Genomic DNA, 25403 nt, shown 5'->3' on the forward strand with positions numbered 1-25403 from the left:
GAGAAGAACGACATGACGACCCCCCAATCCCCGGCCACGGCACCCGCCGCGGCCCCGGTTCCCTCGCGGAACCTCACGCTGTTCGACGCCGCGCTCGTGCGCCCGGCCGTGTGGCAGGCCTTCGCCAAGCTGGACCCGCGCGTGCAGTGGCGCAATCCGGTGATGTTCATCGTCTTCATCGGCAGCATCTTCACGACGCTGCTGTGGCTGCAGGCGCTGACCACCGCGCAGGACATGGGCATGCGCCCGGCGTTCATCCTCGCGGTGGCGGTGTGGCTGTGGTCCACCGTGCTGTTCGCCAACTTCGCCGAGGCGCTGGCCGAAGGCCGGAGCAAGGCGCAGGCCGCATCGCTGCGCGGACTGCGCAAGGACACCTGGGCCAAGAAGCTCTCCGAGCCGCGCCATGGCGCGCGCTTCCTGCCCGAGCAGGCCACCAACCTGCGCCGCGGCGACGTGGTGCAGGTGGACGCCGGCGACGTGATCCCGCTCGACGGCGAGGTGATCGAGGGCATGGCCTCGGTGGATGAAAGCGCGATCACGGGCGAATCCGCGCCGGTGGTGCGTGAGTCCGGCGGCGACTTCTCCGCCGTGACGGGCGGCACGCGCGTGCTGTCCGACTGGCTGGTGGTGCGCATCACGGTGAACCCGGGCGAGTCGTTCCTCGACCGCATGATCGGCATGGTGGAGGCCGCCAAGCGCCAGAAGACGCCCAACGAAGTGGCGCTCACCATCCTGCTGGTGGCGCTCACCATCGTGTTCCTCGTGGTGACGGTGACGCTGCTGCCATTCTCCCTGTTCAGCGTGCAGGCCTCGGGCGCGGGCACCGTGGTGTCGCTCACCGCGCTGATCGCGCTGCTGGTGTGCCTGATCCCCACCACCATCGGCGGCCTGCTGTCGGCCGTGGGCGTGGCGGGCATGAGCCGGATGATGCAGGCGAACGTGATCGCCACCTCGGGCCGCGCGGTGGAGGCCGCGGGCGACGTGGACGTGCTGCTGCTGGACAAGACCGGCACGATCACCCATGGCAACCGGCAGGCGAGCGCGTTCATGCCGGCGCCGGGCGTGTCCCGCGCGCACCTGGCCCGGGCGGCGCTCATGGCCTCGCTGGCCGACGAGACGCCCGAGGGCCGCAGCATCGTGGAGCTGGCTCGCCGCGAGGGCGTCGAGGCGGAAGCAGGCGCGCCCGCCGGCCTGGTGCTGGTGCCGTTCACCGCACAGACCCGCATGAGCGGCGTGGACCTGCCCGCCGCGGGCGGCGCCGCCCCCGTGGCACTGCGCAAGGGTGCCGTGCAGGCCCTGACCCGGCATGTGCAAGCCCTGGGCGGCTCCATGCCCGCGGAGGTGACCCGCGCCGCGGACGACGTGGCCCGCCGCGGCAGCACGCCGCTGGCCGTGGCGGAGGGCAGCCGTGTCCTGGGCGTGGTGGAGCTCAAGGACATCGTCAAGGCCGGGATCCAGGCGCGGTTCGCGGAGCTGCGGCGCATGGGCATCAAGACCGTGATGATCACGGGCGACAACCGGCTCACGGCGGCGGCCATCGCGGCCGAGGCCGGGGTGGACGACTTCCTCGCCGAAGCCACGCCCGAGGACAAGCTCGCCCTCATCCGCCGCTACCAGTCCGAAGGGCGGCTGGTCGCCATGACCGGCGACGGCACGAACGACGCGCCCGCGCTGGCCCAGGCGGATGTCGCCGTGGCCATGGGCAGCGGCACGCAGGCCGCCAAGGAGGCCGGCAACATGGTGGACCTGGACTCCAACCCCACCAAGCTGCTGGAAGTGGTGGAGACGGGCAAGGCGCTCCTGATGACGCGCGGCTCGCTCACCACGTTCTCGATCGCCAACGACGTGGCCAAGTACTTTGCGATCATCCCGGCGATGTTCGTTTCCACCTATCCGCAGCTCGGCGCGCTGAACGTGATGCGGCTGGCGAGCCCGTCGTCGGCCATCCTGTCGGCGGTGATCTTCAACGCGCTGATCATCGTCTTCCTGATTCCGCTCGCGCTCAAGGGCGTGCGCTACCGGCCGGTGGGCGCCGCCGCGCTGCTGCGGCGCAACCTCGCCGTGTACGGCCTGGGCGGTCTCGTCGTGCCGTTCATCGGCATCAAGCTCATCGACTGGGCGCTCGTGGCCGTCGGCCTCGTCTGAACGCCTTTTTGCGGAGAACCACCATGGCTTCCTCTTCCCTCGCATCGCCGGCCACCCCGGCCGTCCCTCCCACCGCCGCAGGCACGGACGACGGCGCCGCGCCCTCCCTGCGCGGACCGCTGCTGCGGCCGGCGCTGGCACTGTTCGTTTGCCTGTCGGTGGCCACCGGCGTGCTCTATCCGCTGGCCGTCACCGGCGTGGCGCAGTCCGTGTTCCCGCAGCAGGCCGCGGGCAGCCTCGTCCGTGACAGCGCGGGGCACGCCGTGGGCTCGCGCCTGATCGGGCAGAACTTCACCGATCCCGCACACTTCTGGGGTCGCCCGTCGGCGACGGCGCCCATGCCCTACCACGCGGGCGCCTCCGGCGGCTCGAACCAGGGGCCGGCGAACCCGGCCCTCGCCGACGCGGTGAAGGCGCGCATCGAGGCCCTGCGGGCCGCCGACCCCGGCAACACCGCGCCCGTTCCGGTGGACCTCGTCACGGCCTCGGCCAGCGGGCTCGATCCCCACATCAGCGTGGCGGCGGCCCGCTACCAGGCGGCCCGCGTGGCGCGCGCGCGCGGCCTGCCGCAGGAACGCGTGGACGCCCTGGTGCGATCGCACACCGAGGCGCCGCTGCTGCCGTGGCTGGGCGAGGCGGGCGTGAACGTGCTCACGCTCAATCTGGCGCTCGACGCGGTGCGCTGAATCCGGGAGACTGCGGACTCCCGCGTTGCCGTTCAGCATGCCGACAGACCTCCGACCCGATCCCGACGCCCTCATCGCGCAGATGCGCGCCGAAGAGCAGCGCGTGCAGCGCGGCAAGCTGCGCATCTACTTCGGTGCGAACGCGGGCGTGGGCAAGACCTGGTCGATGCTCGGCGCCGCCCAGCGCGAGCGCCAGGCCGGCCGCGACGTGCTCGTGGGCGTGGTGGAAACCCATGGCCGCGCCGAGACGGCGGCCCTGCTGGAGGGGCTGCCCGTGCTGCCGCGGCGCACACTGGAGCACAGCGGGCGCAAACGCACCGAATTCGACCTCGACGCCGCGCTGCAGCGCCGGCCGGCCGTGCTGCTGGTGGACGAACTCGCGCATTCGAACGTGCCGGGCTCGCGCCACGCCAAGCGCTGGCAGGACGTGCAGGAACTCGTGGCCGCGGGCATCGAGGTCTGGACGGCGCTCAACGTACAGCATCTGGAGAGCCTCAACGGCACCGTCGGCGCGATCACGGGGGTGCGCGTGCACGAGACCGTGCCGGACACCGTGCTCGACGAGGCCGACGAAGTGGTGCTCGTCGATGCCACGCCCGACGAACTGGCCGCGCGGCTGGCCGCGGGCAAGGTCTATCTGCCGCAGCAGGCCGAGCGCGCGGCGCAGAATTTCTTCCGCAAGGGCAACCTGATCGCATTGCGCGAGATCGCCCTGCGGCGCACGGCCGAACACGTCGAAGACGACGTGCGCGGCTGGCGCGTGGAGCAGTCCGGCGGCGGCCATGGCGTGCCTCCGGCCTGGAACACCTCCGGCGCCCTGCTGGCCTGCGTCGGCCCGCACGAGGACGCCGCCCACACCGTGCGCACCGCCGCCCGCCTCGCCGGCCAGCTCAACGTGCGCTGGCATGCCGCCTATGTGGAAACCCCCCGGCTGCAGCGCCTGCCCGCGCGTGAGCGCGACCGCATCCTGGCCGTGCTGCAGCTGGCCGAGGGGCTGGGCGCGGAAACCGCCGTGCTCACCGGCGATGCCGTGGCGCCCCCGCTCGCGGAGCATGCGCGCCAGCTCAACTGCGCGACCGTCGTGGTGGGCCGCGCGCGCCGCCGCACGGGGCTCGGGCGGTGGTGGCCTGTGCCCGGCACGGCGCAGGCGATCGGTGCTGCCGCGCCCACGCTGGAGATCGTCGAAGCGGGCGAGCCCGGCAGCAGCCGCCGCCTGCCTGCAGCGCCCTGGCGCCCGGCGGGCGACCCGGCAGGTGCCGGCGCGCAGGAAGACGGCGGTCGGCCGTCCGTCCGCTGGCCCGGCTACGGGGCGGCGGTCGCCGCGAGCGTGGCGGTCACGCTGCTCGCGCTGCCGCTGTCCGGCGTGCTGGAGCTGACCAATATCGTCATGCTCTACCTGCTCGGCGTGGTCGGCGTGGCGATGCGCTTCGGGCGGGTTCCCGCCGCGCTGGCCGCACTGCTCAACGTGGCGGCCTTCGATTTCGTCTTCGTCTCGCCGCAGCTGTCCTTCGCCGTGAGCGATGTGCAATACCTCGTCACCTTCGGCGTGATGCTCGGCGTGGGTCTGCTCGTGGGGCAGCTCACCGCGGGCCTGCGCTTCTCTGCGGGGGTATCGGCCGGGCGGGAGCAGCGCATGCGCTCGCTGTTCGAGCTCACGCGCGAGCTCTCGGCGGCGCTGGAAGCGTCGCAAGTGGTGGACATCGGCGTCCGGGCAGTGCAGCAGCATTTCGGAGGGCAGGCCGTGGTGCTGCCGTTGGACGACACCGACCGCCTCGCGGTGCCCGCCGTGCCGCCCGCGGGCTTCGATCCGAGCGTGGCGGACTGGACTCTGCGCCACGGTCGCAGCGCGGGCCTGGGGACGGCCACGCTGGCCGCGCAGGGCTGGCGCTACGTGCCGCTCACGGCTCCCATGCGCGTGCGCGGCGTGCTCGCGCTCGCGCCCGCGCGGCCGCGCTGGCTGCTCATCCCCGAGCAGGCGCAGCACCTGGAAACCCTTGCGCGGCAAGTCGCCATCGCGCTGGAGCGCGTGCATTACGTCGAGGTGGCGCAGCGTGCCGTGCTGGACATGGAATCGGAGCGCCTGCGCAACGCGCTGCTGGGCGCCATCTCGCACGACGTGCGCACGCCGCTCACCGCGCTCATCGCCCTGGCGGAATCGCTGCCGGCGCAACCCGATGAAGCCCTCCCCGCCGCATCGCAGGCCATCGTGCAGCAGGCCCACCAGCTGCACGCCCTGGTCAGCAACCTGCTGGACATGGCCCGGCTGGAGAGCGGCCTCGCGGGCGGCAGCGTGCGCCTGCGGCGCGACTGGCAGTCGGTGGAAGAGGTGGTGGGCTCGGCCATCCGCGCGGCACGGCCCGCACTCGGTGCGCTGGAAGTGCGCACGGCGCTGCCTGCGGACCTGCCGCTCGTGGAGTTCGACGCGGTGCTGATCGAGCGCGTGCTCGTGAACCTGCTGGAGAACGCCGCCAAGTACGGCGCCCCGCCCATCGACATCGCCGCCGAGGCCCTGCCCGGCACGCTGCGCATCCGCGTGCGCGACCACGGCCCCGGACTGCCTGCGGCGCTGCGGGGCCGCGAGCACACGCTGTTCGACAAGTTCACGCGCGGACAGTCCGAATCTCCCACGCCCGGCGTGGGGCTGGGGCTCGCGATTTGCCGCGCCGTGGTGCTGGCGCATGGCGGCGATATCGCGGCATCGGGTGCCGGGGCCGGGCCGGGAGCAGAATTCACCGTCACCCTGCCGCGGCGCAACCCGCCTGCCGTGGGGGAAGCCGCCGAGCTCCCGGATGAAGACGCTTCCGACTCCCCGGGGCCGATCGCAACCTCTCCTGAATGAATGCCCGCCGATGACCCAGCACCCGCGCACCGCGATCGTGATCGAGGACGAGCCCCAGATCCGCCGCTTCGTGCGCGGCGCGCTGGAGGAGGAGGGCTGGCAGGTGCACGAGGCTGCCACGTTGCGCGAGGGGCTGTCGGCTGCCGGCACGCGCCAGCCCGACCTGCTGGTGCTGGACCTGGGGCTACCCGACGGCGACGGCGTGGCACTGATCCGCGACGTGCGCGGCTGGTCGGCCGTACCCATCATCGTGCTCTCCGCGCGCACCGACGAGGCGGACAAGATCGCCGCCCTCGACGCGGGCGCGGACGACTACCTCACCAAGCCTTTCGGCACGGGCGAATTGCTCGCACGCGTGCGCGCCAATCTGCGCAGGCCGCGGCCCGCCACCGGGCAGGGCCTGCAGGCCGAGGCCGCCGAGCCGGTGTTCCGCTTCGGCGACATCGAGGTGGACCGGGGGGCGCGCCTCGTGCGGCGCGCGGGTACGGTCGTTCACCTCACGCCCACCGAGTACCGCATGCTCACCGTCCTGGTGGCCAACGCGGGCCGCGTCATCACCCAGCGCCAGCTGCTGCGCGAGGTCTGGGGCCCCGCGCGTTCCGACCAGAGCCATTACCTGCGCATCTACATGGGCCACCTGCGCCAGAAGCTGGAGGCCGACCCCGCGCAGCCGCGCCACCTGCTGACCGAGACCGGGGTGGGGTACCGCCTGGCCGCCTGACGCTTTGCGGCGGATTGACGCGGCGCGCCGTGCTTTTTACGCCGTTTTGATGCGCCCGTTCCTAGACTGAAGGCCTGTTCCATCCTGCTTCGCACAAGCGCTCCGCGCCGCACGAAGTCCCAGAGCATGCTGCTGCATCGGATATTTCGAGACGAAGAGGGCGCTGATGCCGGCGCCGTGTGTTCCTGCGCCCGCCGTGCCCGCCCCGCGGTGCCCGGCGTGGTCCTGCCGGTCCGGCTGGCACGGGAGCCGGCACTGCGCGTGCGCCAGCGCCTCCATGCCGCGCTGGGGCCATTGCTGGGCACCTACCGCCTGTCGGTGGATGCCGTGCGGCCGGTGTGCACGGTCTATCTGCATCTGCGCGAGGCCGACATCGGCGAATGCATGGACCGGCTCATGGCCGCCCTGCCGATGGCGGAATTCGGCCGGATCGGCCGCGTGGCCCATGACTTACCGCGGCCCGCGGAACCATCGCCACCAAAAGTGCTTCATGTGCGCGCATGAGGTGCAGGCGCTCTGGCAAGCCGGCATGGCCATGCTGACTTGGTTCATCCCCCTCGGCTTCGGCAACGCAGCCGGTTCCGACGTTGTCGCAGTGGCCAACCCGGCCGGCGGTTCGGTGTTTCTTTCCACCGGCGAAACCATCATCACAATACCAGCGGAGTGGCGCAGCAGATCAAGAGCATCATGAAGCCCGATTCGTTCACCGTGCGCACGCCGTCCGGCACTCCGCAATGCCAGGTGGGTACCGTGCTGTCGGCGGGGGGAACCTGCTACGTGAGGATCACGGCGCCTTCCTGAGGCGCGCGTTCCGTTTCCATCGCGGCGGCGGCCCCCGCCGGCCCGTCGCCAGCGCGCAGCCGCCGCGGTTCAGCCCTGCGGGCCAGGCTGCAGGCCGGCCGCGTGCGCCTGCTGGTCCGCGTGGTAGCTCGAACGCACCATCGCACCCACCGCGGCGTGGGTGAAGCCCATCTTGTAGGCTTCCTCTTCATACATCTTGAAGGTATCGGGGTGCACGTAGCGGCGCACCGGCAGGTGGCTGTTGGACGGCGCGAGGTACTGGCCGATGGTCAGCATGTCGATGTCGTGCGCGCGCATGTCGCGCATCACCTGCAGGATCTCTTCATCGGTCTCGCCCAGGCCCACCATGATGCCGCTCTTGGTGGGCACGCCGGGGTGCAGCGCCTTGAACTTCTTGAGCAGGTTCAGGCTGAACTGGTAGTCCGATCCCGGGCGCGCTTCCTTGTACAGGCGCGGCGCGGTCTCCAGGTTGTGGTTCATCACGTCGGGCGGCGCGGCCTTGAGGATCTCCAGCGCGCGGTCGTCGCGGCCGCGGAAGTCGGGCACGAGGATCTCGATCTGCGTGGCGGGCGAGAGCGCGCGGATGTTCTGGATGCACTCCACGAAGTGGCCGCTGCCGCCGTCGCGCAGGTCGTCGCGGTCCACGCTGGTGATCACCACGTACTTCAGCTTGAGCGCGGCGATGGTGCGCGCGAGGTTCAGCGGTTCGTCCTTGTCCAGCGGGTCCGGCCGGCCGTGGCCCACGTCGCAGAACGGGCAGCGGCGCGTGCACTTGTCGCCCATGATCATGAACGTGGCCGTGCCCTTGCCGAAGCACTCGCCGATGTTGGGGCACGAGGCCTCCTCGCACACCGTGTGCAGCTTGTGCTCGCGCAGGATCTCCTTGATCTCGTAGAAACGCGTGGTGGGCGAGCCGGCCTTGACGCGGATCCACTCGGGTTTCTTCAGCACCTCGCCCTGCTCCACCTTGATGGGGATGCGCGAAAGCTTCGCGGCGGCCTTCTGCTTGGCGAGCGGGTTGTAGGCGACGGTGGATTGCGCTTCGCGCACGACTTCGGGAGTGCTCATGGCTGGTGCTGAGGTCAGGGCGCGAGGCGGATGGCCAATTGGCTGGCCAGCACGGAAGCCGCTTCGTCCCAGGTGGTGTGCACGCCGATTGTAGAAAGGTCCACGGTCGGCAACCCTGCGTAGCCGCAAGGGTTGATGCGCGAGAAGGGTTCCAGGTCCATGTCCACGTTGAGTGCCACGCCGTGGTAGGTGCAGTGGCGCGAAACCTTGATGCCGAGCGCGGCGATCTTGCCCAGCCCGGTGAAGTCGGGCACGGCCGCCGCGGGCTCCAGCGGGTCGGCCTTCCGCGGGCGCTGGGGCAGCAGGGCGTGGCTGCGCGGATCGTCCAGCCGCACGTAGATGCCCGGCGCGCCGGCCACGCGGTGGCCCGTGACGCCGAAATGCGCGAGCGTGCGGATCGCGGCCTCTTCCACGCGGTGGACGTATTCCTTCACGTAGTAGCCGGCACGCCGCAGATCGACGAGCGGATAGGCCACCACCTGCCCGGGGCCGTGGAAGGTGACCTGCCCACCGCGGTTGGTGGCGACCACGGGGATGTCGCCAGGGGCCAGCAGGTGGTCCGCGCGGCCCGCGAGGCCCTGCGTGAAATGGGGGGCGTGCTCGCACACCCACAGGACATCGGGCGTGTCGCCGGTGCGCTGCGCGGTGAACGCCTGCATGGCCTCCACCGTTTCGCGCAAGTCCACCCGCCCGAGCATCCGCACCTGCATCGCCGCGTCCCGGATCAGAGCACCACCTTCACCATCGGGTGCGAGGAAAGCGCGCGGTACAGGTCGTCGAGCTGTTCGCGGCTGGTCGCCGTCACGGTGAGGGTCACGCCCAGGTAATTGCCTTCGCGGCTGTCACGCAACTCGATGGTGGAGGCGTCAAACGATGGATCGAAGCGGCGGGCCACCTCGGTCAGCGCATGGACGAACCCGTCGGCCTTGCGGCCCATGACCTTGATGGGAAAGCGGGAGGGGTACTCGATGAGCGATTCCTTGCGCGGATCGCCCTCGGATCCGATCACCGGGGAAGGGGTGGGGGGCTGTGTCATGCGATGATTGTCGGCGAAGCAGGGGGGAGACGCCCGGGCGGCGATGCGCCATGCTGGTGCCCGCAAGAGGCCTGGTTCACCCATCGGGTGCATCGTTGCGCGCCGTTGTCGCACGCACGCCCCAAGGCATTGCAGGATGCAACGGGTTTTTACTTATAATCAAGGGCTTTGTAAGAAGTTCCAGCCCGGATGCCGGGCGTCCAACAGGCGTTCACCAACCATGAAAACAGACGCTCCGGACACAGGAACTGAGGTCGAGGATTCCGGTTTCAAGCCCCTTTCTGCAGCCGAGGCGCAGGAATGGCGGCAACGACATCCACCCGTGTCCATCTGGCGCATCGTTGCGGGCCAGGCGGCGGTGGGGCTCGTTGCGGCCCTGGTGGCCTGGGTGGTGACCGGACGCTCCCATGTCGCCTGGTCCACGGGTTACGGAGCGCTGGCGGTGGTCCTTCCCGCAGCGCTCTTCGCCCGGGGCATGGCACGCAGGAGGTCTTCCGCCGGGGGCGCCCTGGCGGGGCTCTTCGGCTGGGAGCTGGTCAAGATTGCTTTGACCGTCGCCATGCTGGCGGCGGCGCCCCGGCTGGTGCCGGGATTGAGCTGGCTGGCTCTGCTCGCCGGCATGGTGGTGACGATGAAAACGTACTGGATCGCGCTCATGGCGCGGCCCGGTGTCCGCAAACCGATTGATTGAGAGAAGAGTTGTCCGATGGCCGCAGAAGCGCATGCCCCGACTGCCAGTGAATACATCGTTCACCACTTGCAGCATCTTCAGAACATCAAGCAGAAGTCCATCGTCGATTTCTCCGTGGTGAACATCGACTCCGTCGTGGTCGGCCTGGTGCTCGGCGCGATCGCGCTGTTCGCCTTCTGGCTGTGCGCGCGCAAGGCCACGTCCGGCGTGCCCGGCCGCTTCCAGGCCGCGGTCGAGATCCTCGTCGAGATGGTGGACAACCAGGCCAAGGCCAACATCCACAATGCCGAGAGCCGCAAGTTCATCGCCCCGCTGGCGCTCACCGTGTTCGTGTGGATCTTCCTCATGAACGCGATGGACATGCTGCCCGTGGACCTGCTGCCCGCCATCTGGGCGCAGATCTACGGTGCCGCCGGCCACGATCCGCACCACGCCTACCTGCGCGTCGTGCCCACGGCCGACCTCTCCACCACGCTGGGCCTGTCCACGGCCGTGCTGGTCCTCTGCCTGTACTACAGCGTGAAGATCAAGGGCCTGGGCGGCTGGGCGCACGAACTCGTGACCGCTCCGTTCGGCACGAGCAAGAATCCCGTCTTCGCCCTGATCCTGGGCGTGGTCAACCTGCTGATGCAGATCATCGAATACGTTGCCAAGACCGTGTCGCATGGCATGCGGCTGTTCGGCAACATGTACGCTGGTGAGTTGGTGTTCATGCTGATCGCCCTGATGGGCGGCGCGGCAGCCATGTCGCTTTCCGGTGTGTTGCTCCCCGTGGGGCACATCATTGCGGGCTCTATCTGGGCGATCTTCCACATCCTGGTGATCACCCTGCAGGCCTTCATTTTCATGATGCTGGCGCTGATCTACCTCGGCCAGGCGCATGAAGCTCACTGAGCCTTCCCTTTCCTTCCTTCTCAACCTTTCTTTCTTTTCATCCTAGGAGTCATCATGGAAAACATTCTCGGTCTCGTCGCTCTGGCTTGTGGTCTGATCGTGGGTCTGGGCGCCATCGGCGCATCGATCGGTATCGCTCTGATGGGTGGCAAGTACCTCGAAGCTTCCGCCCGCCAGCCCGAGCTGATCAACGAACTGCAAACCAAGATGTTCATCTTGGCCGGCCTGATCGACGCCGCCTTCCTGATCGGCGTTGCCATCGCCCTGCTGTTCGCTTTCGCCAACCCCTTCGTCCTGGCCTGATCCCCGTCCAACGCCCAACTAGAAAGGTGTTGCCGTGAGTATCAACGCGACCCTGTTCGTTCAGGCCATCGTCTTCCTGATCCTGGTGCTGTTCACGATGAAGTTCGTGTGGCCCCCGATCGCGAAGGCGCTGGACGAGCGAGCCCAGAAAATCGCCGAAGGCCTCGCTGCTGCCGACCGCGCCAAGTCCGAACTCGTCGCCGTGAACCAGCGCGTCGAGACGGAACTCGCGCAGACGCGCAACGAGACGGCATCGCGTCTTGCGGACGCCGAGCGCCGTGCCCAGGCCATCATCGAAGAGGCCAAGGCCCGTGCGACCGAGGAAGGCAACAAGATCGTCGCCGCTGCCCGCGCCGAGGCCGAGCAGCAGACGATCCAGGCCCGCGAAGCCCTGCGCGAGCAGGTGGCCGCGCTGGCCGTCAAGGGTGCCGAGCAGATCCTCCGCAAGGAGGTCAATGCCGGCGTCCACGCCGATCTGCTGAACCGGCTCAAGACCGAGCTGTAAGTAAGGGACGCAACCATGGCAGAACTCGCCACCATTGCCCGCCCTTACGCGGAAGCCCTGTTCAAGGCCTGCGCAGCCCAGCCGGGCGCCGACCTGGGCAGCACCGTCGCCTGGGTGGACGAACTGGCGGCGATCGCTGCCGACCCGCAGGTGCGGCAGCTGGCCGACAACCCCAAGATCGAGTCCGGACAGCTGTTCGACCTGATCGCCGGGGTGGTGCGCGCGCCGCTCTCCGATGCGGCCCGCAACTTCCTGCGCGTGCTCATCGACAACGGCCGCCTCGAAGCGCTGCCCGAGGTGGCTGCGCAGTTCCGCGCCCTGGTCAACCGGCAGAGCGGCTCGTCCGACGCGGTGGTCCACAGCGCGTTCCCGATCGACGCCGCCGCGCTGGCGGAGCTCGGTGCCTCGCTGGAGAAGCGCTTCGGCCGCAAGCTGAACCTCTCCGTGCAGCTCGACGAGTCGCTGATTGGCGGCGTGCGCGTGGCCGTGGGCGACGAGGTGCTCGACACCTCCGTCAAGGCCCGTCTGGAACAAATGAAAGCGGCCCTCGTCGCGTAAGCGCCCGAGGTTTCGGCTAACCCAAGAAAGAAGGAAAGAGTCATGCAACTCAATCCCGCAGAGATTTCTGAACTGATCAAGAGCCGCATCGAAGGTCTGGCAGCCAGCAGCGACATCCGCAACCAGGGCACCGTGGTGTCCGTGACCGACGGCATCGTGCGCATCCATGGCCTGTCGGAAGTGATGCAGGGCGAAATGCTCGAATTCCCGGCCACCAAGGACGGCCAGCCTTCCTACGGCCTCGCACTGAACCTCGAGCGCGACTCCGTCGGCGCCGTGATTCTGGGCGAGTACGAGCACATCTCCGAAGGCGACACCGTGAAGTGCACGGGCCGCATCCTGGAAGTGCCCGTGGGCCCCGAACTGGTCGGCCGCGTGGTGAACGCCCTGGGCCAGCCCATCGACGGCAAGGGCCCGATCAACGCCAAGCTGACGGACGTGATCGAGAAGGTCGCTCCCGGCGTGATCGCGCGCCAGTCCGTGGACCAGCCGCTGCAGACCGGCATCAAGTCCATCGATGCGATGGTGCCCGTGGGCCGTGGCCAGCGCGAGCTGATCATCGGCGACCGCCAGACCGGCAAGACGGCCGTGGCCATCGACGCCATCATCGCCCAGAAGGGCCAGGGCGTGACGTGTATCTACGTCGCGATCGGCCAGAAGGCTTCGTCGATCAAGAACGTGGTGCGCGCCCTGGAACAGGCCGGCGCCATGGAATACACGATCGTGGTGGCGGCATCCGCTTCCGAATCGGCTGCCATGCAGTACGTGTCGGCCTACTCCGGCTGCACGATGGGCGAGTACTTCCGCGACCGCGGCGAAGACGCGCTGATCGTCTATGACGACCTGTCCAAGCAGGCCGTGGCCTACCGCCAGGTCTCGCTGCTGCTGCGCCGCCCGCCGGGCCGCGAAGCCTACCCCGGCGACGTGTTCTATCTCCACAGCCGCCTGCTGGAGCGCGCAGCCCGCGTGAACGCCGACTACGTCGAAGCCTTCACCAAGGGTGAAGTCAAGGGCAAGACCGGTTCGCTGACGGCCCTGCCGATCATCGAGACGCAGGCCGGCGACGTGTCCGCCTTCGTCCCGACGAACGTGATCTCGATCACGGACGGCCAGATCTTCCTGGAAACCAGCCTGTTCAACGCCGGTATCCGTCCCGCCATCAACGCCGGTATCTCGGTGTCCCGCGTGGGCGGTGCCGCGCAGACCAAGCTGGTGAAGGGCCTGTCCGGCGGTATCCGTACCGACCTGGCGCAGTACCGTGAGCTGGCTGCGTTCGCGCAGTTCGCTTCCGACCTGGACGAAGCCACCCGCAAGCAGCTCGACCGCGGTGCCCGCGTGACCGAACTGCTCAAGCAGCCCCAGTACACCCCGCTGCCCATCTCGCTGATGGGTGCGACGCTGTTCGCGGTGAACAAGGGCTTCATGGACGACGTGGACGTGAAGAAGGTGCTCGCCTTCGAATCCGGCCTGCACCAGTTCCTCAAGACCAGCCACGGCGCCCTGCTGGAGCGCCTGGAGAAGAACCGTGCCTTCGACAAGGAAGGCAAGGACGAGGCCGAACTGACGCAAGCCATCACGGCCTTCAAGAAGTCGTTCGCCTAAACCGGACGAGGACCCATCATGGCAGCAGGCAAGGAAATACGCGGCAAGATCAAATCGGTGGAGAACACCAAGAAGATCACCAAGGCCATGGAAATGGTGGCCGCGTCCAAGATGCGCAAGGCGCAGGACCGCATGCGTGCCGCACGGCCTTACAGCGAGAAGATCCGCAACATCGCGGCGAATCTCGGCCAGGCCAATCCCGAGTACGTCCATCCCTTCATGAAGTCGAACGACGCCAAGACGGCCGGCTTCATCGTGGTGACGACGGACAAAGGCCTGTGCGGTGGCATGAACACCAACGTGCTGCGCGCCGTGACGGCCAAGCTGCGCGAACTGCAGTCGCAGGGCGTGTCCACGCAGGCCGTCGCGATCGGCAACAAGGGCCTGGGCTTCCTGAACCGCATCGGCGCCCAGGTGGTGTCGCATGCGACCGGCCTGGGGGACACCCCCCACCTGGACAAGCTGATCGGCCCCGTGAAGGTGCTGCTCGACGCCTATGCCGAAGGCAAGATCAACGGCGTGTACCTCGCGTACACGAAGTTCATCAACACCATGAAGCAGGAATCGGTCGTGGAGCAGCTGCTGCCGCTCTCGTCCGAGAAGATGCAGGCCGAGAAGACCGAGCACGGCTGGGACTACATCTACGAGCCCGATGCCCAGAGCGTCATCGACGACCTGCTCGTGCGCTACGTGGAATCCCTGATCTACCAGGCCGTGGCCGAGAACATGGCGTCCGAGCAGTCGGCGCGCATGGTGGCCATGAAGGCCGCCACGGACAACGCGGGCAACGTCATCGGCGAACTCAAGCTGGTCTACAACAAGACGCGCCAGGCCGCGATCACGAAGGAACTTTCGGAGATCGTCGCGGGTGCCGCGGCAGTTTAAATTTTTGGAGCAAATGCAATGGCTCAAGAGAACACCCAAGTGAACGCTGGCGTTCAGGGCAAGATCGTTCAATGTATCGGCGCCGTGGTGGACGTCGAGTTCCCGCGCGACCAGATGCCCAAGGTGTATGACGCGCTCAAGCTCGAAGGCTCCACGCTGACGCTGGAAGTGCAGCAGCAGCTCGGCGACGGCGTGGTGCGTACCATCGCCCTGGGTTCGTCCGACGGCCTGCGCCGCGGCCTGATGGTGTCCAACACCGGCAACCCGATCACCGTGCCCGTGGGCAAGGCGACGCTGGGCCGCATCATGGACGTGCTGGGTTCGCCCATCGACGAGCGCGGCCCTGTCAGCCAGGAACTGACGGCCTCCATCCACCGCAAGGCCCCTGCGTACGACGAACTGTCGCCGTCGCAGGAGCTGCTGGAAACCGGCATCAAGGTGATCGACCTGGTGTGCCCGTTCGCCAAGGGCGGCAAGGTGGGCCTGTTCGGCGGCGCCGGCGTGGGCAAGACCGTGAACATGATGGAGCTCATCAACAACATCGCCAAGGCCCACAGCGGTCTGTCGGTGTTCGCTGGTGTGGGCGAGCGTACCCGTGAAGGCAACGACTTCTATCACGAAATGGCCGATTCCGGCGTCGTGAACCTCGAGAAGCTCGAAGACTCCAAGGTCGCCATGGTCTATGGCCAGATGAACGAGCCCCCGGGCAACCGCCTGCGCGTGGCCCTGACCGGCCTGACGATCGCCGAATCGTTCCGCGACGAAGGCCGCGACGTGCTGTTCTTCGTGGACAACATCTACCGTTACACCCTGGCCGGTACCGAAGTGTCCGCACTGCTGGGCCGCATGCCTTCCGCCGTGGGCTACCAGCCGACGCTGGCCGAGGAAATGGGCCGCCTGCAGGAGCGCATCACCTCCACCAAGGTCGGCTCGATCACCTCCATCCAGGCCGTGTACGTGCCTGCCGATGACTTGACCGACCCGTCTCCCGCCACGACCTTCGCCCACCTGGACTCCACCGTGGTGCTGTCGCGCGACATCGCCTCGCTGGGTATCTACCCCGCCGTGGATCCGCTGGACTCCACCAGCCGCCAGCTGGACCCGCAAGTGGTCGGTGAAGAGCACTACCAGGTGGCCCGCGGCGTGCAGGGCACCCTGCAGCGCTACAAGGAACTGCGCGACATCATCGCCATCCTGGGCATGGACGAACTGGCTCCCGAGGACAAGCTGGCCGTGGCCCGCGCCCGGAAGATCCAGCGTTTCCTGTCGCAGCCGTTCCACGTGGCCGAAGTGTTCACGGGCTCGCCCGGCAAGTACGTGCCGCTGGCGGAAACCATTCGCGGCTTCAAGATGATCGTGGCCGGCGAGTGCGATCACCTGCCGGAGCAGGCGTTCTACATGGTCGGGACGATCGACGAAGCCTTCGAAAAGGCCAAGAAGGTCGCGTAAAGCGGCGTAATCGGCCACCTCGCGTCGTTGGCGTGCTCAATGTGCTCGATGCACATTTCCGCGCGCCGCCTAGCGATGCGGCCGATTCCTTGCTTTCCCCCCGACTTTTGGAAGGAAAACCATGAACACCATCCACGTCGATGTGGTCAGCGCCGAAGAGTCCATCTTCTCGGGTGAGGCGCGCTTCGTCGCGCTGCCCGGCGAGGCCGGCGAGCTCGGCATCTACCCGCGCCACACGCCGCTGATCACCCGCATCAAGCCGGGATCGGTGCGCATCGAGACGGCCGACGGCGGCGAAGAGTTCGTCTTCGTGGCCGGTGGCATCCTCGAGGTGCAGCCCGAGCGCGTGACCGTGCTGTCCGATACCGCCATCCGCGGCAAGGACCTGGACGACGAGAAGGCAGCCGCTGCCAAGGCCGCCGCCGAAGAAGCGCTGAAGAACGCCAAGAGCGACGTCGATTTCGCTCGCGCGCAGTCCGAGCTGGCCGTGATGGCCGCCCAGATCGCCGCGCTGCGCAAGTTCCGCCAGAAGCGTTGAGCCCGGGTGGCGGCCGGTGCCGGCCGGCCTCGCCTCTCGCGTTCCCCACGAAGCCGCCCGACAGGGCGGTTTTTTTTTCCCCCGGCGCGGGCGATGCGGTGGTGCGGGCACCGCATGTTTCGGCTGCCGGAAAGTGGATGGTGGGGTAGGCGTACTCCGACATCGGCATGCGGCGGGCTGTACGGGAGGGGCAACGGGACGGGCGCTAGCATTCCTCATGCAAGCGCACACCAGGGCTTTCTTCCTTCTACGTACGTCGCATTGGGCGGCGGGGTCAGCGGGGCGGCGGGTTGGCGCTTTCCTCCATTCCATGGAAGGGCTTGCCCATGGCGGCTGCTTCCGATGACCTGGTGATCGCGCGGCCCGAGGGGCTCTACTGTCCTCCGGGCGATTTCTACATCGATCCCTGGAAGCCCGTGGAGCGGGCGGTCATCACGCACGGGCACTCGGACCACGCCCGCTGGGGCCACTCCCATTACCTGGCCCACATCGACAGCGAAGGGACCTTGCGCGCCCGGCTCGGGGCCGACATCACGCTGCAGACGCTGCCGTACGGGCAGGCCATCCAACACCACGGCGTGCGCATCTCGCTGCATCCCGCAGGCCACGTGCTCGGGTCGGCCCAGGTGCGTCTGGAGCATGGCGGCCGCGTCTGGGTGGCCTCGGGTGACTACAAGACCGGACCCGACGGCACCTGCGTGCCCTTCGAGCCGGTGCGCTGCGACACCTTCATCACCGAGTCCACCTTCGGCCTGCCGATCTACCGCTGGCCCTCGCAGGAGGTGCTGTTCGCCGAGATCGACGCATGGTGGCGCGCGAACGCCGCGCAGGGGCGGCCGTCGGTGATGCTGTGCTATGCCTTCGGCAAGGCACAGCGCATCCTGCACGGCGTGGACGCCTCGATCGGGCCCATCGTGGTCCATGGCGCGGTGGAGCCGCTCAATGCCGTGTACCGTGCGGCCGGCGTGGCGCTGCCCCCGACGCTGCGGGCCACGGATCCGGGCGTGGACGCGAAGCTGCTGCAGACGGCCCTGGTGGTCGCCCCCCCTTCGGCCCAGGGCACGCCCTGGATGCGCCGCTTCCCCCGGCATTCCGATGCGTTCGCGAGCGGCTGGATGCAGCTGCGGGGCACCCGGCGCCGGCGCGGCGTGGACCGGGGCTTCGTGATGTCGGACCATGCGGACTGGCCCGGCCTGCAGTCGGCCATCGGCGCCACCGGGGCGGAGCGCGTCTTCGTGACGCATGGCAGCGTGGCCGTGCTGGTGCGCTGGCTCCGGGAGCAGGGACTGGATGCGCAGTCGTTCCGCACGGAATACGGCAACGAGGACGATGATGCGGCGCCGGATGCCTCCACGGCTACACCGCCGGTCGCCGCGCCGGGCGGTGATGCGTCGCCTGTCGAAGACGATGGCCCGCCAGAGGGCGGGGAAGCGGCGCCATGAAGGACTTTGCCGCTCTCTACCGCGCGCTGGACGCGAGCACCTCCAGCCTCGCCAAGCAGGCGGCGCTGCAGGCTTACCTGCGCGCGGCGGCACCTGCGGATGCGGCCTGGGCGGTGTACTTCCTGGCAGGCGGCAAGCCGCGCCAGCTGGTCCCGACCAAGCTGCTGCGGCAGTTCGCGCGCGAGGCGGCGGGCCTGCCGGAATGGCTGTTCGACGAAAGCTATGAAGCGGTCGGAGACCTCGCGGAAACCATCGCACTGCTGCTGCCGGCGCCCGCCGAGGCCCATGCGCTGGGCCTGGCCGAATGGGTGGAGCAGCACCTGCTGCCGCTGCGCGGCATGGCGCCCGAAGCGCTGGAGCCGATGTTGCGGGCGCAGTGGAACCGGCTGGCGCCCGAGGAGCGGCTCGTCTATTTCAAGCTCATCACGGGGGCCTTCCGCGTCGGTGTGTCGAAGCTGCAGGTCACGCAGGCCCTGGCGGCCGTGAGCGGCGTGGATCCCAAGCGCGTGGCCCAGCGGCTCATGGGCTACACGCACATCGGCGCACGGCCCGGGCCGGCGGATTACGAACGCCTCGTGGCGCCGCTCGCCGAGACCGGCCAGGGCGCGGCGGACGACGCGGCGCAGTCCGGCGAAACCAGCGGCCATCCCTATCCCTTCTTCCTGGCGCACCCGCTGTCGCTGCCCGTGGACCAGTTCGCGGCCACGCTCGGGCCGCCCGGCGGCTGGATCGTGGAGTGGAAGTGGGACGGCATCCGCGCCCAACTGGTGCGGCGTGCGGGTGCCACCTGGGTCTGGTCGCGCGGCGAGGAGCTGGTCAGCGACCGCTTTCCCGAACTGCAGCGCCTGGGCCAGGAGGCCCTGCCGGACGGTACCGTGCTCGATGGCGAGATCGTCGTCTGGCAGCATGCGGAGGGCGATGCGCCGGCACGGGTGCGTCCGTTCGCGGACCTGCAGAAACGCATCGGCCGCAAGACGCTCGGCCCCAAGCTGCTGCGCGAGCTGCCCGTGGTGCTGCTGGCCTACGACCTGCTGGAAGAGGACGGGAAGGATCTGCGGGCGCTGCCGCAGCATGAACGCCGGGCGCGCCTCGATGCCCTGCTCGCCCGGGTGTCGCATCCGGCGCTGGTCGCCAGCCCCCTGCTGCACGGCCATGACTGGGACGAGCTGGCCGCCCGGCGGGCCCATGCCCGATCCCTGGGCGTCGAAGGCATGATGCTCAAGGCCCGCGACGCGCAGTACGGCGTGGGCCGCACCAAGGATGTGGGAACGTGGTGGAAATGGAAGATCGACCCTCTGAGCGTGGATGCGGTGCTCATCTATGCGCAGCGCGGCCACGGGCGTCGCGCCAGCCTGTACAGCGACTACACCTTCGCCGTCTGGGACGGGCCGCCCGGCGCGGAAGGCCGCTCTCTCGTGCCGTTCGCGAAAGCGTATTCGGGCCTGACCGACGCCGAGATGGCGCGCGTAGACGCGGTCATCCGCCGCACCACGGTGGAAACCTTCGGGCCGGTACGCAGCGTGAAGCCCACGCTGGTATTCGAGCTCGGCTTCGAGGGCATCGCCCGCAGTGCGCGGCACAAGAGCGGCATCGCGGTGCGGTTTCCGCGGATGCTGCGCTGGCGGGAGGACAAGCCGGTGGAGGAGGCGGATTCGCTGGAGACGCTGGAGGCGCTGTTGCCGAGGTCGGATCCTTGATTTCCAATGCATGGCCCGCAGCGCTGCCCGTTCCACCATGAAGACGGCGCCAGCGGCCCGGTCACCGCGGTGACGCCGCCCACCATCCTCCACCTCCATGCCCAGCTCCTCTTCCCGTGCTCCTCGCGCCCGCCCGCTGGCGGAAGCCTGGATCGCCGCGCGCGGCTGGCGCCCCTTCCCCTTCCAGCGCGAGGTCTGGCGTGCCCTTGCCCAGGGCCGCAGCGGGCTGCTGCATGCAACCACCGGGGCCGGCAAGACCTATGCGGTATGGCTGGGCGCGCTCCAGGCCTTCGGCACCGCGGGCAAGGCGCGGGCCGACCTGGCCGATGCCCTGGAGGCCGCAGCGGCAAGGCCGGCGGACGGAAGGCGGCACAAGGCCCCGCCGCCGGAGCCGCTGACCGTGCTCTGGCTCACGCCGATGCGGGCCCTGGCCGCCGACACGCTGAAGGCCTTGCGAACCCCGCTCGATGAACTCGCGGCGACGCAGCCCGCGCTCGCGCGCTGGACCAGTGGTGCCCGCACGGGCGACACGGGCAGTTCCGAACGCGGCGCGCAGTCGCGCCGGCTGCCCACGGTGCTGGTGACCACGCCGGAGAGCCTGTCGCTGTTGCTGGCGCGGGCGGACGCGCGAGAGCTGCTGTCCACCGTGCGCCTCGTGGTGGCCGACGAGTGGCACGAGCTGCTCGGCAACAAGCGCGGCGTGCAGGTGCAATTGGCGCTGGCGCGGCTGGCCGGCTGGAATCCGCGGGTGTGCGTCTGGGGCATGTCGGCCACGCTCGGCAACCTGCCCGAGGCGCGGGATGCGCTGCTGGCGCCCCTGGGCGCGGAGGGGGCAGGGGAGGGCGTGCTGGTGCAGGGCCAGGTGGACAAGCGGCTCGTCGTCGATACGCTGCTGCCCGACCATCCCGAGCGGTTTTCCTGGGCCGGGCACCTGGGGCTGCGCATGCTGCCCGCCGTGGTGCGCGAGCTGGAGTCCACCACGACCACGCTGGTGTTCGTGAACGTGCGGTCACAGGCGGAGCTCTGGTACAAGGCCATCCTCGACGCGCGGCCCGACTGGGCGGGCGAGCTGGCGATCCACCACGGCTCGCTGGACCGCGGCGTGCGCGAATGGGTGGAAGCGGGCCTCAAGGAAGGGCGCCTGCGCGCGGTGGTGTGCACCAGCAGCCTGGACCTGGGCGTGGATTTCCTGCCCGTGGAGCGCGTGCTGCAGATCGGTTCGGCCAAGGGCATCGCGCGGCTGCTGCAGCGCGCCGGGCGCTCGGGCCATGCCCCGGGGCGACCGTCGCGCATCACGCTGGTGCCCACGCACAGCCTGGAATTGGTCGAGGCGGCCGCCGCGCGCGCGGCGGTGCAGGCCGGCGAGGTGGAGATGCGCGCCAGTCCACGCAGGCCGGTGGACGTGCTGGTGCAGCACCTCGTCACCGTGGCGCTCGGGGGCGGTTTCGAGCCCGAGGCGCTGTACGCGGAGGTGCGCCGCACCGTGGCCTACCGCGACCTGCCGCGCGCGGTCTGGCAGTGGTGCCTGGATTTCGTGCACCGCGGAGGGCCCTCGCTCGCGGCCTATCCCGACTACCAGCGCGTGGCGCCGGACGAAGAGGGCATCTGGCGCATGCCGAGCGCCCGCCTGGCGCGCCGCCACCGCGCCAACATCGGCACCATCGTGAGCGACGCCAGCATGGCCGTGCAGGTGCTGCACGGCGCGCGGCTCGGGACGATGGAAGAGAGCTTCCTGTCGCGCCTGTCGCCGGGCGATTGCTTCGTTTTCGCGGGGCAGGTGCTGGAGATGGTGAAAATCGAGGACATGACCGCCTACGTGCGGCGCGCCGCGCGCGGACGGCCCACGGTGCCGCGCTGGGCCGGATCGCGCATGCCGCTGTCCACGGTGCTCGCGGATTTCGTGGTGCAGCAACTCGCGCAGGCGGCCGTGGGGCGTTATGGATCGCCCGAGCTGCGCTGCGTGCGGCCGCTGCTGGAGGTGCAGCAGCGGTGGTCCGCACTGCCGACGCCCGGTACGCTGCTCGCCGAAACCCTGCGCACCCGCGAGGGCTGGCACCTGTTCCTGTATCCGTTCGCGGGCCGCCACGCACACATCGGCCTGGCCAGCCTTTTCGCGTGGCGTGCCGCCCAGGGGGAGGCCGGCACGTTTTCCATCGCCGTGAACGACTACGGGCTGGAGTTGCTGTCGGCGACCGAGCGCGACTGGGCCGCCCTGCTGCCGGAGTTGCTGCGGGTACATGCCGCGCCAGTGCCTGAGGGGGGGAGCGATACCGGCCCGCCGGGGCTGCCGGCCGGCGAAGCCCTGGCCATCCGCAATACCGCGAACGCCGCGCGGGCCGCGGCCGCGGACTCGTCCGGCGCCAGCGTGATCGGGACCGGCAGCGCCCCGCAGGACGAGGCGCGCCACGCGCTGCTGCACGAGGTGCTGGCCAGCCTCAACGCCACCGAAATGGCCCGGCGCCGGTTCCGGGAAATCGCACGGGTCGCAGGGCTCATCTTTCAGAGCCATCCTGGCGAGCGCCGCAGCGCGCGGCAGTTGCAGGCGTCGTCGCAGCTGTTCTTCGAGGTTTTCCGCAAGTACGACGCCGGCAACATGCTCCTGCGCCAGGCCGACGAGGAAGTGCTGAGCCAGGAGCTGGACGTGGCGCAGCTGCTGGCGGCGCTGCGCCGCATGCAGGCGCAGGCCCTGGTGGTGCAGCCGCTGGCGCGGCCCAGCCCGTTCGCTTTCCCGCTCATGGTGGAACGCTTCCGGGAAAAGCTCACCAACGAGGACCTGGCCGACCGCATCGCGCGCATGCTGGCGCAGCTGGACACCGCCGCCGACGAGGGAGGTACTGCTGCGCCCGGCCCGTCGGCGCAGGATGTGGTGCCTCCGGACCCGCCCGCGCGGCCGCAGCGCAGGCGCACCGCGGCGAAGAAGGCGGCCGGCAAGGAAGAGGACACGGCGGGCGGGGTTGCGCCTGCCGCCCAGACCGCGATGCAGCAGGCCGCCGACGCGGTGCGCCGCACGCTGGACTTTTCACTCACTTCCGCCGAGGACGGGGGCACCGGCGCGGCAGGGGACGGACGCAGCCGGCGCCGCGAGCGCAAGCCGTCGCGGCCCCTGCCGCGGCTGTGAGTCCCCATGCCGGCACCCGGCCGGCCGGTCCGGGACAATGGCGCATCCCTCATCGTCGTGCATGGACCCCTTCAATTGACAGGCGCCTCCGCCACCGTTCACCTCGCCGGCACCGAAGTGCGGCTGCTCGCCGGCCATGCCCTCTGGTGGCCCGGTGGGCGCACGCTCTTCGTCGCCGACGTGCACCTGGGCAAGGCCGACACGTTCCGCGCGCGCGGGCTGCCCGTGCCCTCCGGGACCACGCGCGACAACCTCGCACGGCTTTCCGCGCTCGTGGCGGAACAGGGCGCGCAGCGGCTCGTGGTGCTGGGCGACTTCCTGCACGCGGCGGAGGCCCGCTCGCCCACCGTGCTGGCATCGCTCGCGGCCTGGCGTGCGATGCATGCGGCGCTGGAGGTGGTGCTGGTGCGCGGCAACCACGACAGCCACGCGGGCGATCCGCCCGCGGAGCTGGGCATCGCGATCGTGGACGAGCCCTGGCCGCTCGGGCCGTTCGCCTGCTGCCACCATCCGCAGCGGCATGCCGCGCTGCACGTGCTCGCCGGCCATGTGCATCCCGCCATGGTGCTGCGGGGGCCGGGCCGCGATGCGCTCCGGCTGCCGTGCTTCGTGGTGGACGCCGCAGAAGGCTCCGATGCCGGCTCCACCCTGCTGCCGGCCTTCGGTGAGTTCACGGGCGGACAGGTACTGGCGCCGATGGCCGGCCGGCGACTGTTTGCGGTGGGCGGTGGGCGGGTATGGCCTGTCCCGAGCGCTGCCACCAACGCATCGCTTCGGGCATGATCATGCCTGCCGTGGCGCAGGCCCTCCCGGAGGCGGGCTTGGCGGTGGACTGATGCCCGCCAACCGGAGCAGCAGCTGGTCCTCCCGCCGACGCCAGTGCGCTTCCACCTGCCGGGCGCGTGCGGCATAGTCGGCTTGCCCCTCCAGGTCTTCCGGAATGTCCGCATCGAAGAACGGATCCGCATCACGCAGGCGGAAGTGCTCCTGGAACTCCCGCGGATGCAGGGCCTGCATGCCGGCGCGCCACGTGGAGTGGCCCATGAGGAATTCACGATGCACGGCTGGATCGCGGGCTTGCCGGAGCACGGCCTGCTCCATGGCGCTCAGGGTCCGGGGGGTAAGCAGGCTGGTTGACCGTCCGACCACGTCGAAAAACGCACCCTCCGGAAGGTCGAGGCGGGGTCCTAACGCCTGCTTGGCCCGCAACAGGTATTCCAGGGGCTCCCTCTCCAGGTCCATGCGGTGCGAGTCTTCCAGGTCCAGGCGCTGCAACTGCCGGTGGATGAACCAAGTGACTTCCTTTTCCAGCAGCGCCAGGCGCAGTTGCTGCCCGGCCCAGCGATGGAACTGCGGGGCATCCACCCGCCCTGCGCGGATGTCATCCACCATCCGGTGGTCCCGCACGGCCAACAGGACTTTGGAGAAGCCCTCCAGCACGTTGTCGTGGCAGCTGCCCAGGGCGGTCTGTGCGATCAGAAAGACCTGCTCGCGCAATGTGGAGCTCGCGCAGATCGCGTTGATCACGGAAGTGACCTGCTCGGCCCGCTGTGCCGCCGCCGCGGAGGATCCCTCTTGTGCATGGGCCTCTCGCAGGCGCCCCAGGAGGCGGGCGAAAGCCGGAGCATGGGTTTCGTCATCGAAGCGCCCCAGCTCCAGGTCCCGTGGAGCTTCTCCGCCACCGTGCGTCCAACGGGCCATTTCCACCCCCAGCGGGTGTTGCTGGACTGCCAGATCGAGGGCCAGCGCTGCTGGCGCATCCACCTCCTCGGGTTCGCCTTCCGACCCCTCTTCGTCTTCGACCTCCATCCTGTTCACTTGATGGATCAGTTGCCAGATCAACGCCGCCAGGCGGGGGTTGCGCCCCGCTTCCCGTTCATGCCGCTCCTCCAGGCCTTCACGCAGTTCCGGGTCCGGGCCGATGTCCGCCAGCAGGTCGAACGCCGCGCTCAGCATGCGCGGCGCCTGGTCCGGGTGCTGTCCCAATTGGTCCAGAAGTCTGAACACGTGGGCAGGCACCGGCTCGCCCTGGATATCGAACTCTGCCGGATCGGCATACGGAAGGAGAAGCAGATCGGGGACCAGCGGCATCTCGACATCGGCCGGCACGGGCAATGCTGGCACGGCATTGAGGTCCGGCAGCAGCGTTGGCTGCGCAGGCTCGGCGTTCAGGTCCGGTAGCGGCGCTGGATGCGCAGGCTCGGCGTTCAGGTCCGGTAGCGGCGCTGGAGGCGCAGGCTCGGCGTTCAGGTCTGGCAGCAGCGTTGGCTGCGCAGGCTCGGCGTTCAGGTCCGGCAGCGGCACTGGATGCGCAGGCTCGGCGTTCAGGTCCGGTAGCGGAAGGCGGGCGCGGGGCGCCATGGCGTGCAGCGTCGCCGCGGGCCGCTGGGGCCGTGCAGACGGCCCCGCACCTGGAGTGACGGCT

Annotated in this window: 24 protein-coding genes; 20 read left to right on the forward strand and 4 right to left on the reverse strand. The window is 69.5% G+C overall.

Annotation, left to right across the window (positions count from 1 at the left end):
* Positions 1-12 precede the first annotated feature (12 nt).
* The 7 genes from kdpB (at position 13) to BLR99_RS23540 (ending at position 7192) form a co-directional block, all read left to right on the forward strand.
* Positions 13-2145 (forward strand): potassium-transporting ATPase subunit KdpB, encoded by a 2133-nt coding sequence (gene kdpB, locus BLR99_RS18110; RefSeq protein ID WP_046059930.1) that lies wholly within the window; start codon positions 13-15, stop codon positions 2143-2145.
* A 23-nt stretch (positions 2146-2168) separates the two neighbouring features.
* Positions 2169-2831 carry a potassium-transporting ATPase subunit KdpC gene (kdpC, locus tag BLR99_RS18115; protein ID WP_011793541.1) on the forward strand — a complete coding sequence of 221 codons (663 nt, stop codon included), beginning with the start codon at positions 2169-2171 and terminating at the stop codon, positions 2829-2831.
* Between the two features lie 37 nt (positions 2832-2868).
* Positions 2869-5670: a DUF4118 domain-containing protein gene (locus BLR99_RS18120; RefSeq protein WP_046060442.1), complete on the forward strand. Its 2802-nt coding sequence runs from the start codon at positions 2869-2871 to the stop codon at positions 5668-5670.
* 10 nt (positions 5671-5680) lie between these two features.
* Positions 5681-6391, forward strand: coding sequence for a two-component system response regulator KdpE (kdpE, locus tag BLR99_RS18125; protein ID WP_011793543.1), 711 nt, complete (start codon positions 5681-5683; stop codon positions 6389-6391).
* A gap of 219 nt (positions 6392-6610) precedes the next feature.
* The gene (locus BLR99_RS18130; RefSeq protein ID WP_228195459.1) at positions 6611-6895 is read left to right on the forward strand and encodes a hypothetical protein; all 285 of its coding nucleotides are present in this window, start codon (positions 6611-6613) and stop codon (positions 6893-6895) included.
* A 25-nt stretch (positions 6896-6920) separates the two neighbouring features.
* The gene (locus BLR99_RS23535) at positions 6921-7082 is read left to right on the forward strand and encodes a hypothetical protein (RefSeq protein WP_228194041.1); all 162 of its coding nucleotides are present in this window, start codon (positions 6921-6923) and stop codon (positions 7080-7082) included.
* A complete protein-coding gene (locus BLR99_RS23540) occupies positions 7055-7192 on the forward strand; it encodes a hypothetical protein (protein ID WP_017440638.1) in 138 nt (45 codons plus the stop codon). The genes BLR99_RS23535 and BLR99_RS23540 overlap by 28 nt, the downstream gene beginning before the upstream one ends.
* Positions 7193-7261: 69 nt before the next feature.
* Here the strand turns inward: BLR99_RS23540 and lipA are convergent, their stop codons facing one another.
* The 3 genes from lipA to BLR99_RS18145 are packed head-to-tail and all read right to left on the reverse strand — an operon-like array spanning position 7262 to position 9296.
* Positions 7262-8260: a lipoyl synthase gene (lipA, locus tag BLR99_RS18135; protein WP_017440080.1), complete on the reverse strand. Its 999-nt coding sequence runs from the start codon at positions 8258-8260 to the stop codon at positions 7262-7264.
* Between the two features lie 14 nt (positions 8261-8274).
* Positions 8275-8970, reverse strand: a complete 696-nt coding sequence (lipB, locus tag BLR99_RS18140; protein ID WP_046060306.1) for a lipoyl(octanoyl) transferase LipB — start codon at positions 8968-8970, stop codon at positions 8275-8277.
* A 14-nt stretch (positions 8971-8984) separates the two neighbouring features.
* Positions 8985-9296 (reverse strand): YbeD family protein, encoded by a 312-nt coding sequence (locus BLR99_RS18145; RefSeq protein WP_011793548.1) that lies wholly within the window; start codon positions 9294-9296, stop codon positions 8985-8987.
* Between the two features lie 220 nt (positions 9297-9516).
* Here BLR99_RS18145 and BLR99_RS18150 point away from each other — a divergent pair, with 220 nt between their 5' ends.
* The 13 genes from BLR99_RS18150 to pdeM all read left to right on the forward strand — a co-directional run bounded on the left by BLR99_RS18150 (position 9517) and on the right by pdeM (position 23761).
* Complete coding sequence (locus BLR99_RS18150) at positions 9517-9987, forward strand: ATP synthase subunit I (RefSeq protein ID WP_011793549.1); 471 nt, start codon at positions 9517-9519, stop codon at positions 9985-9987.
* A gap of 15 nt (positions 9988-10002) precedes the next feature.
* Positions 10003-10881 (forward strand): F0F1 ATP synthase subunit A, encoded by an 879-nt coding sequence (gene atpB / locus BLR99_RS18155; RefSeq protein ID WP_011793550.1) that lies wholly within the window; start codon positions 10003-10005, stop codon positions 10879-10881.
* Positions 10882-10935: 54 nt separating this feature from the next.
* Positions 10936-11184: a F0F1 ATP synthase subunit C gene (gene atpE, locus BLR99_RS18160; protein WP_011793551.1), complete on the forward strand. Its 249-nt coding sequence runs from the start codon at positions 10936-10938 to the stop codon at positions 11182-11184.
* A 34-nt stretch (positions 11185-11218) separates the two neighbouring features.
* Positions 11219-11689 carry a F0F1 ATP synthase subunit B gene (locus BLR99_RS18165; protein ID WP_011793552.1) on the forward strand — a complete coding sequence of 157 codons (471 nt, stop codon included), beginning with the start codon at positions 11219-11221 and terminating at the stop codon, positions 11687-11689.
* A gap of 15 nt (positions 11690-11704) precedes the next feature.
* The gene (locus tag BLR99_RS18170; RefSeq protein WP_011793553.1) at positions 11705-12247 is read left to right on the forward strand and encodes a F0F1 ATP synthase subunit delta; all 543 of its coding nucleotides are present in this window, start codon (positions 11705-11707) and stop codon (positions 12245-12247) included.
* 42 nt (positions 12248-12289) lie between these two features.
* Complete coding sequence (gene atpA / locus BLR99_RS18175) at positions 12290-13849, forward strand: F0F1 ATP synthase subunit alpha (RefSeq protein WP_011793554.1); 1560 nt, start codon at positions 12290-12292, stop codon at positions 13847-13849.
* 18 nt (positions 13850-13867) lie between these two features.
* Positions 13868-14734, forward strand: coding sequence for a F0F1 ATP synthase subunit gamma (atpG, locus tag BLR99_RS18180; protein WP_011793555.1), 867 nt, complete (start codon positions 13868-13870; stop codon positions 14732-14734).
* Positions 14735-14752: 18 nt separating this feature from the next.
* Complete coding sequence (atpD, locus tag BLR99_RS18185) at positions 14753-16183, forward strand: F0F1 ATP synthase subunit beta (protein WP_017438142.1); 1431 nt, start codon at positions 14753-14755, stop codon at positions 16181-16183.
* Positions 16184-16304: 121 nt separating this feature from the next.
* Positions 16305-16721: a F0F1 ATP synthase subunit epsilon gene (locus BLR99_RS18190; RefSeq protein ID WP_011793557.1), complete on the forward strand. Its 417-nt coding sequence runs from the start codon at positions 16305-16307 to the stop codon at positions 16719-16721.
* Positions 16722-17047: 326 nt separating this feature from the next.
* A complete protein-coding gene (locus BLR99_RS18195; protein WP_011793558.1) occupies positions 17048-18163 on the forward strand; it encodes a ligase-associated DNA damage response exonuclease in 1116 nt (371 codons plus the stop codon).
* Positions 18160-19860, forward strand: a complete 1701-nt coding sequence (locus tag BLR99_RS18200) for an ATP-dependent DNA ligase (protein WP_011793559.1) — start codon at positions 18160-18162, stop codon at positions 19858-19860. Before BLR99_RS18195 ends, BLR99_RS18200 begins: the two co-directional genes overlap by 4 nt.
* 97 nt (positions 19861-19957) lie before the next feature.
* On the forward strand, positions 19958-22978 hold the full coding sequence (locus BLR99_RS18205) for a ligase-associated DNA damage response DEXH box helicase (RefSeq protein ID WP_048857548.1): 3021 nt from the start codon (positions 19958-19960) through the stop codon (positions 22976-22978).
* Positions 22979-22984: 6 nt separating this feature from the next.
* Complete coding sequence (gene pdeM, locus BLR99_RS18210; protein WP_046060308.1) at positions 22985-23761, forward strand: ligase-associated DNA damage response endonuclease PdeM; 777 nt, start codon at positions 22985-22987, stop codon at positions 23759-23761.
* Here the strand turns inward: pdeM and BLR99_RS22305 are convergent, their stop codons facing one another.
* Positions 23762-25339, reverse strand: coding sequence for an NEL-type E3 ubiquitin ligase domain-containing protein (locus BLR99_RS22305; protein WP_170838062.1), 1578 nt, complete (start codon positions 25337-25339; stop codon positions 23762-23764).
* Between the last annotated feature and the right edge of the window lie 64 nt (positions 25340-25403).

Source organism: Paracidovorax citrulli (genome assembly GCF_900100305.1).
Taxonomy (GTDB): Bacteria; Pseudomonadota; Gammaproteobacteria; order Burkholderiales; family Burkholderiaceae_C; genus Paracidovorax; species Paracidovorax citrulli.

Coding starts and splice junctions, on each gene's coding strand:
- kdpB (WP_046059930.1), top strand. CDS start 13: ATGACGACCCCCCAATCCCCGGCCACGGCACCCGCCGCGGCCCCGGTT.
- kdpC (WP_011793541.1), top strand. CDS start 2,169: ATGGCTTCCTCTTCCCTCGCATCGCCGGCCACCCCGGCCGTCCCTCCC.
- BLR99_RS18120 (WP_046060442.1), top strand. CDS start 2,869: ATGCCGACAGACCTCCGACCCGATCCCGACGCCCTCATCGCGCAGATG.
- kdpE (WP_011793543.1), top strand. CDS start 5,681: ATGACCCAGCACCCGCGCACCGCGATCGTGATCGAGGACGAGCCCCAG.
- BLR99_RS23535 (WP_228194041.1), top strand. CDS start 6,921: ATGGCCATGCTGACTTGGTTCATCCCCCTCGGCTTCGGCAACGCAGCC.
- lipA (WP_017440080.1), bottom strand. CDS start 8,260: ATGAGCACTCCCGAAGTCGTGCGCGAAGCGCAATCCACCGTCGCCTAC.
- lipB (WP_046060306.1), bottom strand. CDS start 8,970: ATGCAGGTGCGGATGCTCGGGCGGGTGGACTTGCGCGAAACGGTGGAG.
- BLR99_RS18145 (WP_011793548.1), bottom strand. CDS start 9,296: ATGACACAGCCCCCCACCCCTTCCCCGGTGATCGGATCCGAGGGCGAT.
- BLR99_RS18150 (WP_011793549.1), top strand. CDS start 9,517: ATGAAAACAGACGCTCCGGACACAGGAACTGAGGTCGAGGATTCCGGT.
- atpB (WP_011793550.1), top strand. CDS start 10,003: ATGGCCGCAGAAGCGCATGCCCCGACTGCCAGTGAATACATCGTTCAC.
- atpE (WP_011793551.1), top strand. CDS start 10,936: ATGGAAAACATTCTCGGTCTCGTCGCTCTGGCTTGTGGTCTGATCGTG.
- BLR99_RS18170 (WP_011793553.1), top strand. CDS start 11,705: ATGGCAGAACTCGCCACCATTGCCCGCCCTTACGCGGAAGCCCTGTTC.
- atpA (WP_011793554.1), top strand. CDS start 12,290: ATGCAACTCAATCCCGCAGAGATTTCTGAACTGATCAAGAGCCGCATC.
- atpG (WP_011793555.1), top strand. CDS start 13,868: ATGGCAGCAGGCAAGGAAATACGCGGCAAGATCAAATCGGTGGAGAAC.
- atpD (WP_017438142.1), top strand. CDS start 14,753: ATGGCTCAAGAGAACACCCAAGTGAACGCTGGCGTTCAGGGCAAGATC.
- BLR99_RS18190 (WP_011793557.1), top strand. CDS start 16,305: ATGAACACCATCCACGTCGATGTGGTCAGCGCCGAAGAGTCCATCTTC.
- BLR99_RS18195 (WP_011793558.1), top strand. CDS start 17,048: ATGGCGGCTGCTTCCGATGACCTGGTGATCGCGCGGCCCGAGGGGCTC.
- BLR99_RS18200 (WP_011793559.1), top strand. CDS start 18,160: ATGAAGGACTTTGCCGCTCTCTACCGCGCGCTGGACGCGAGCACCTCC.
- BLR99_RS18205 (WP_048857548.1), top strand. CDS start 19,958: ATGCCCAGCTCCTCTTCCCGTGCTCCTCGCGCCCGCCCGCTGGCGGAA.
- pdeM (WP_046060308.1), top strand. CDS start 22,985: ATGCCGGCACCCGGCCGGCCGGTCCGGGACAATGGCGCATCCCTCATC.
- BLR99_RS22305 (WP_170838062.1), bottom strand. CDS start 25,339: ATGGCGCCCCGCGCCCGCCTTCCGCTACCGGACCTGAACGCCGAGCCT.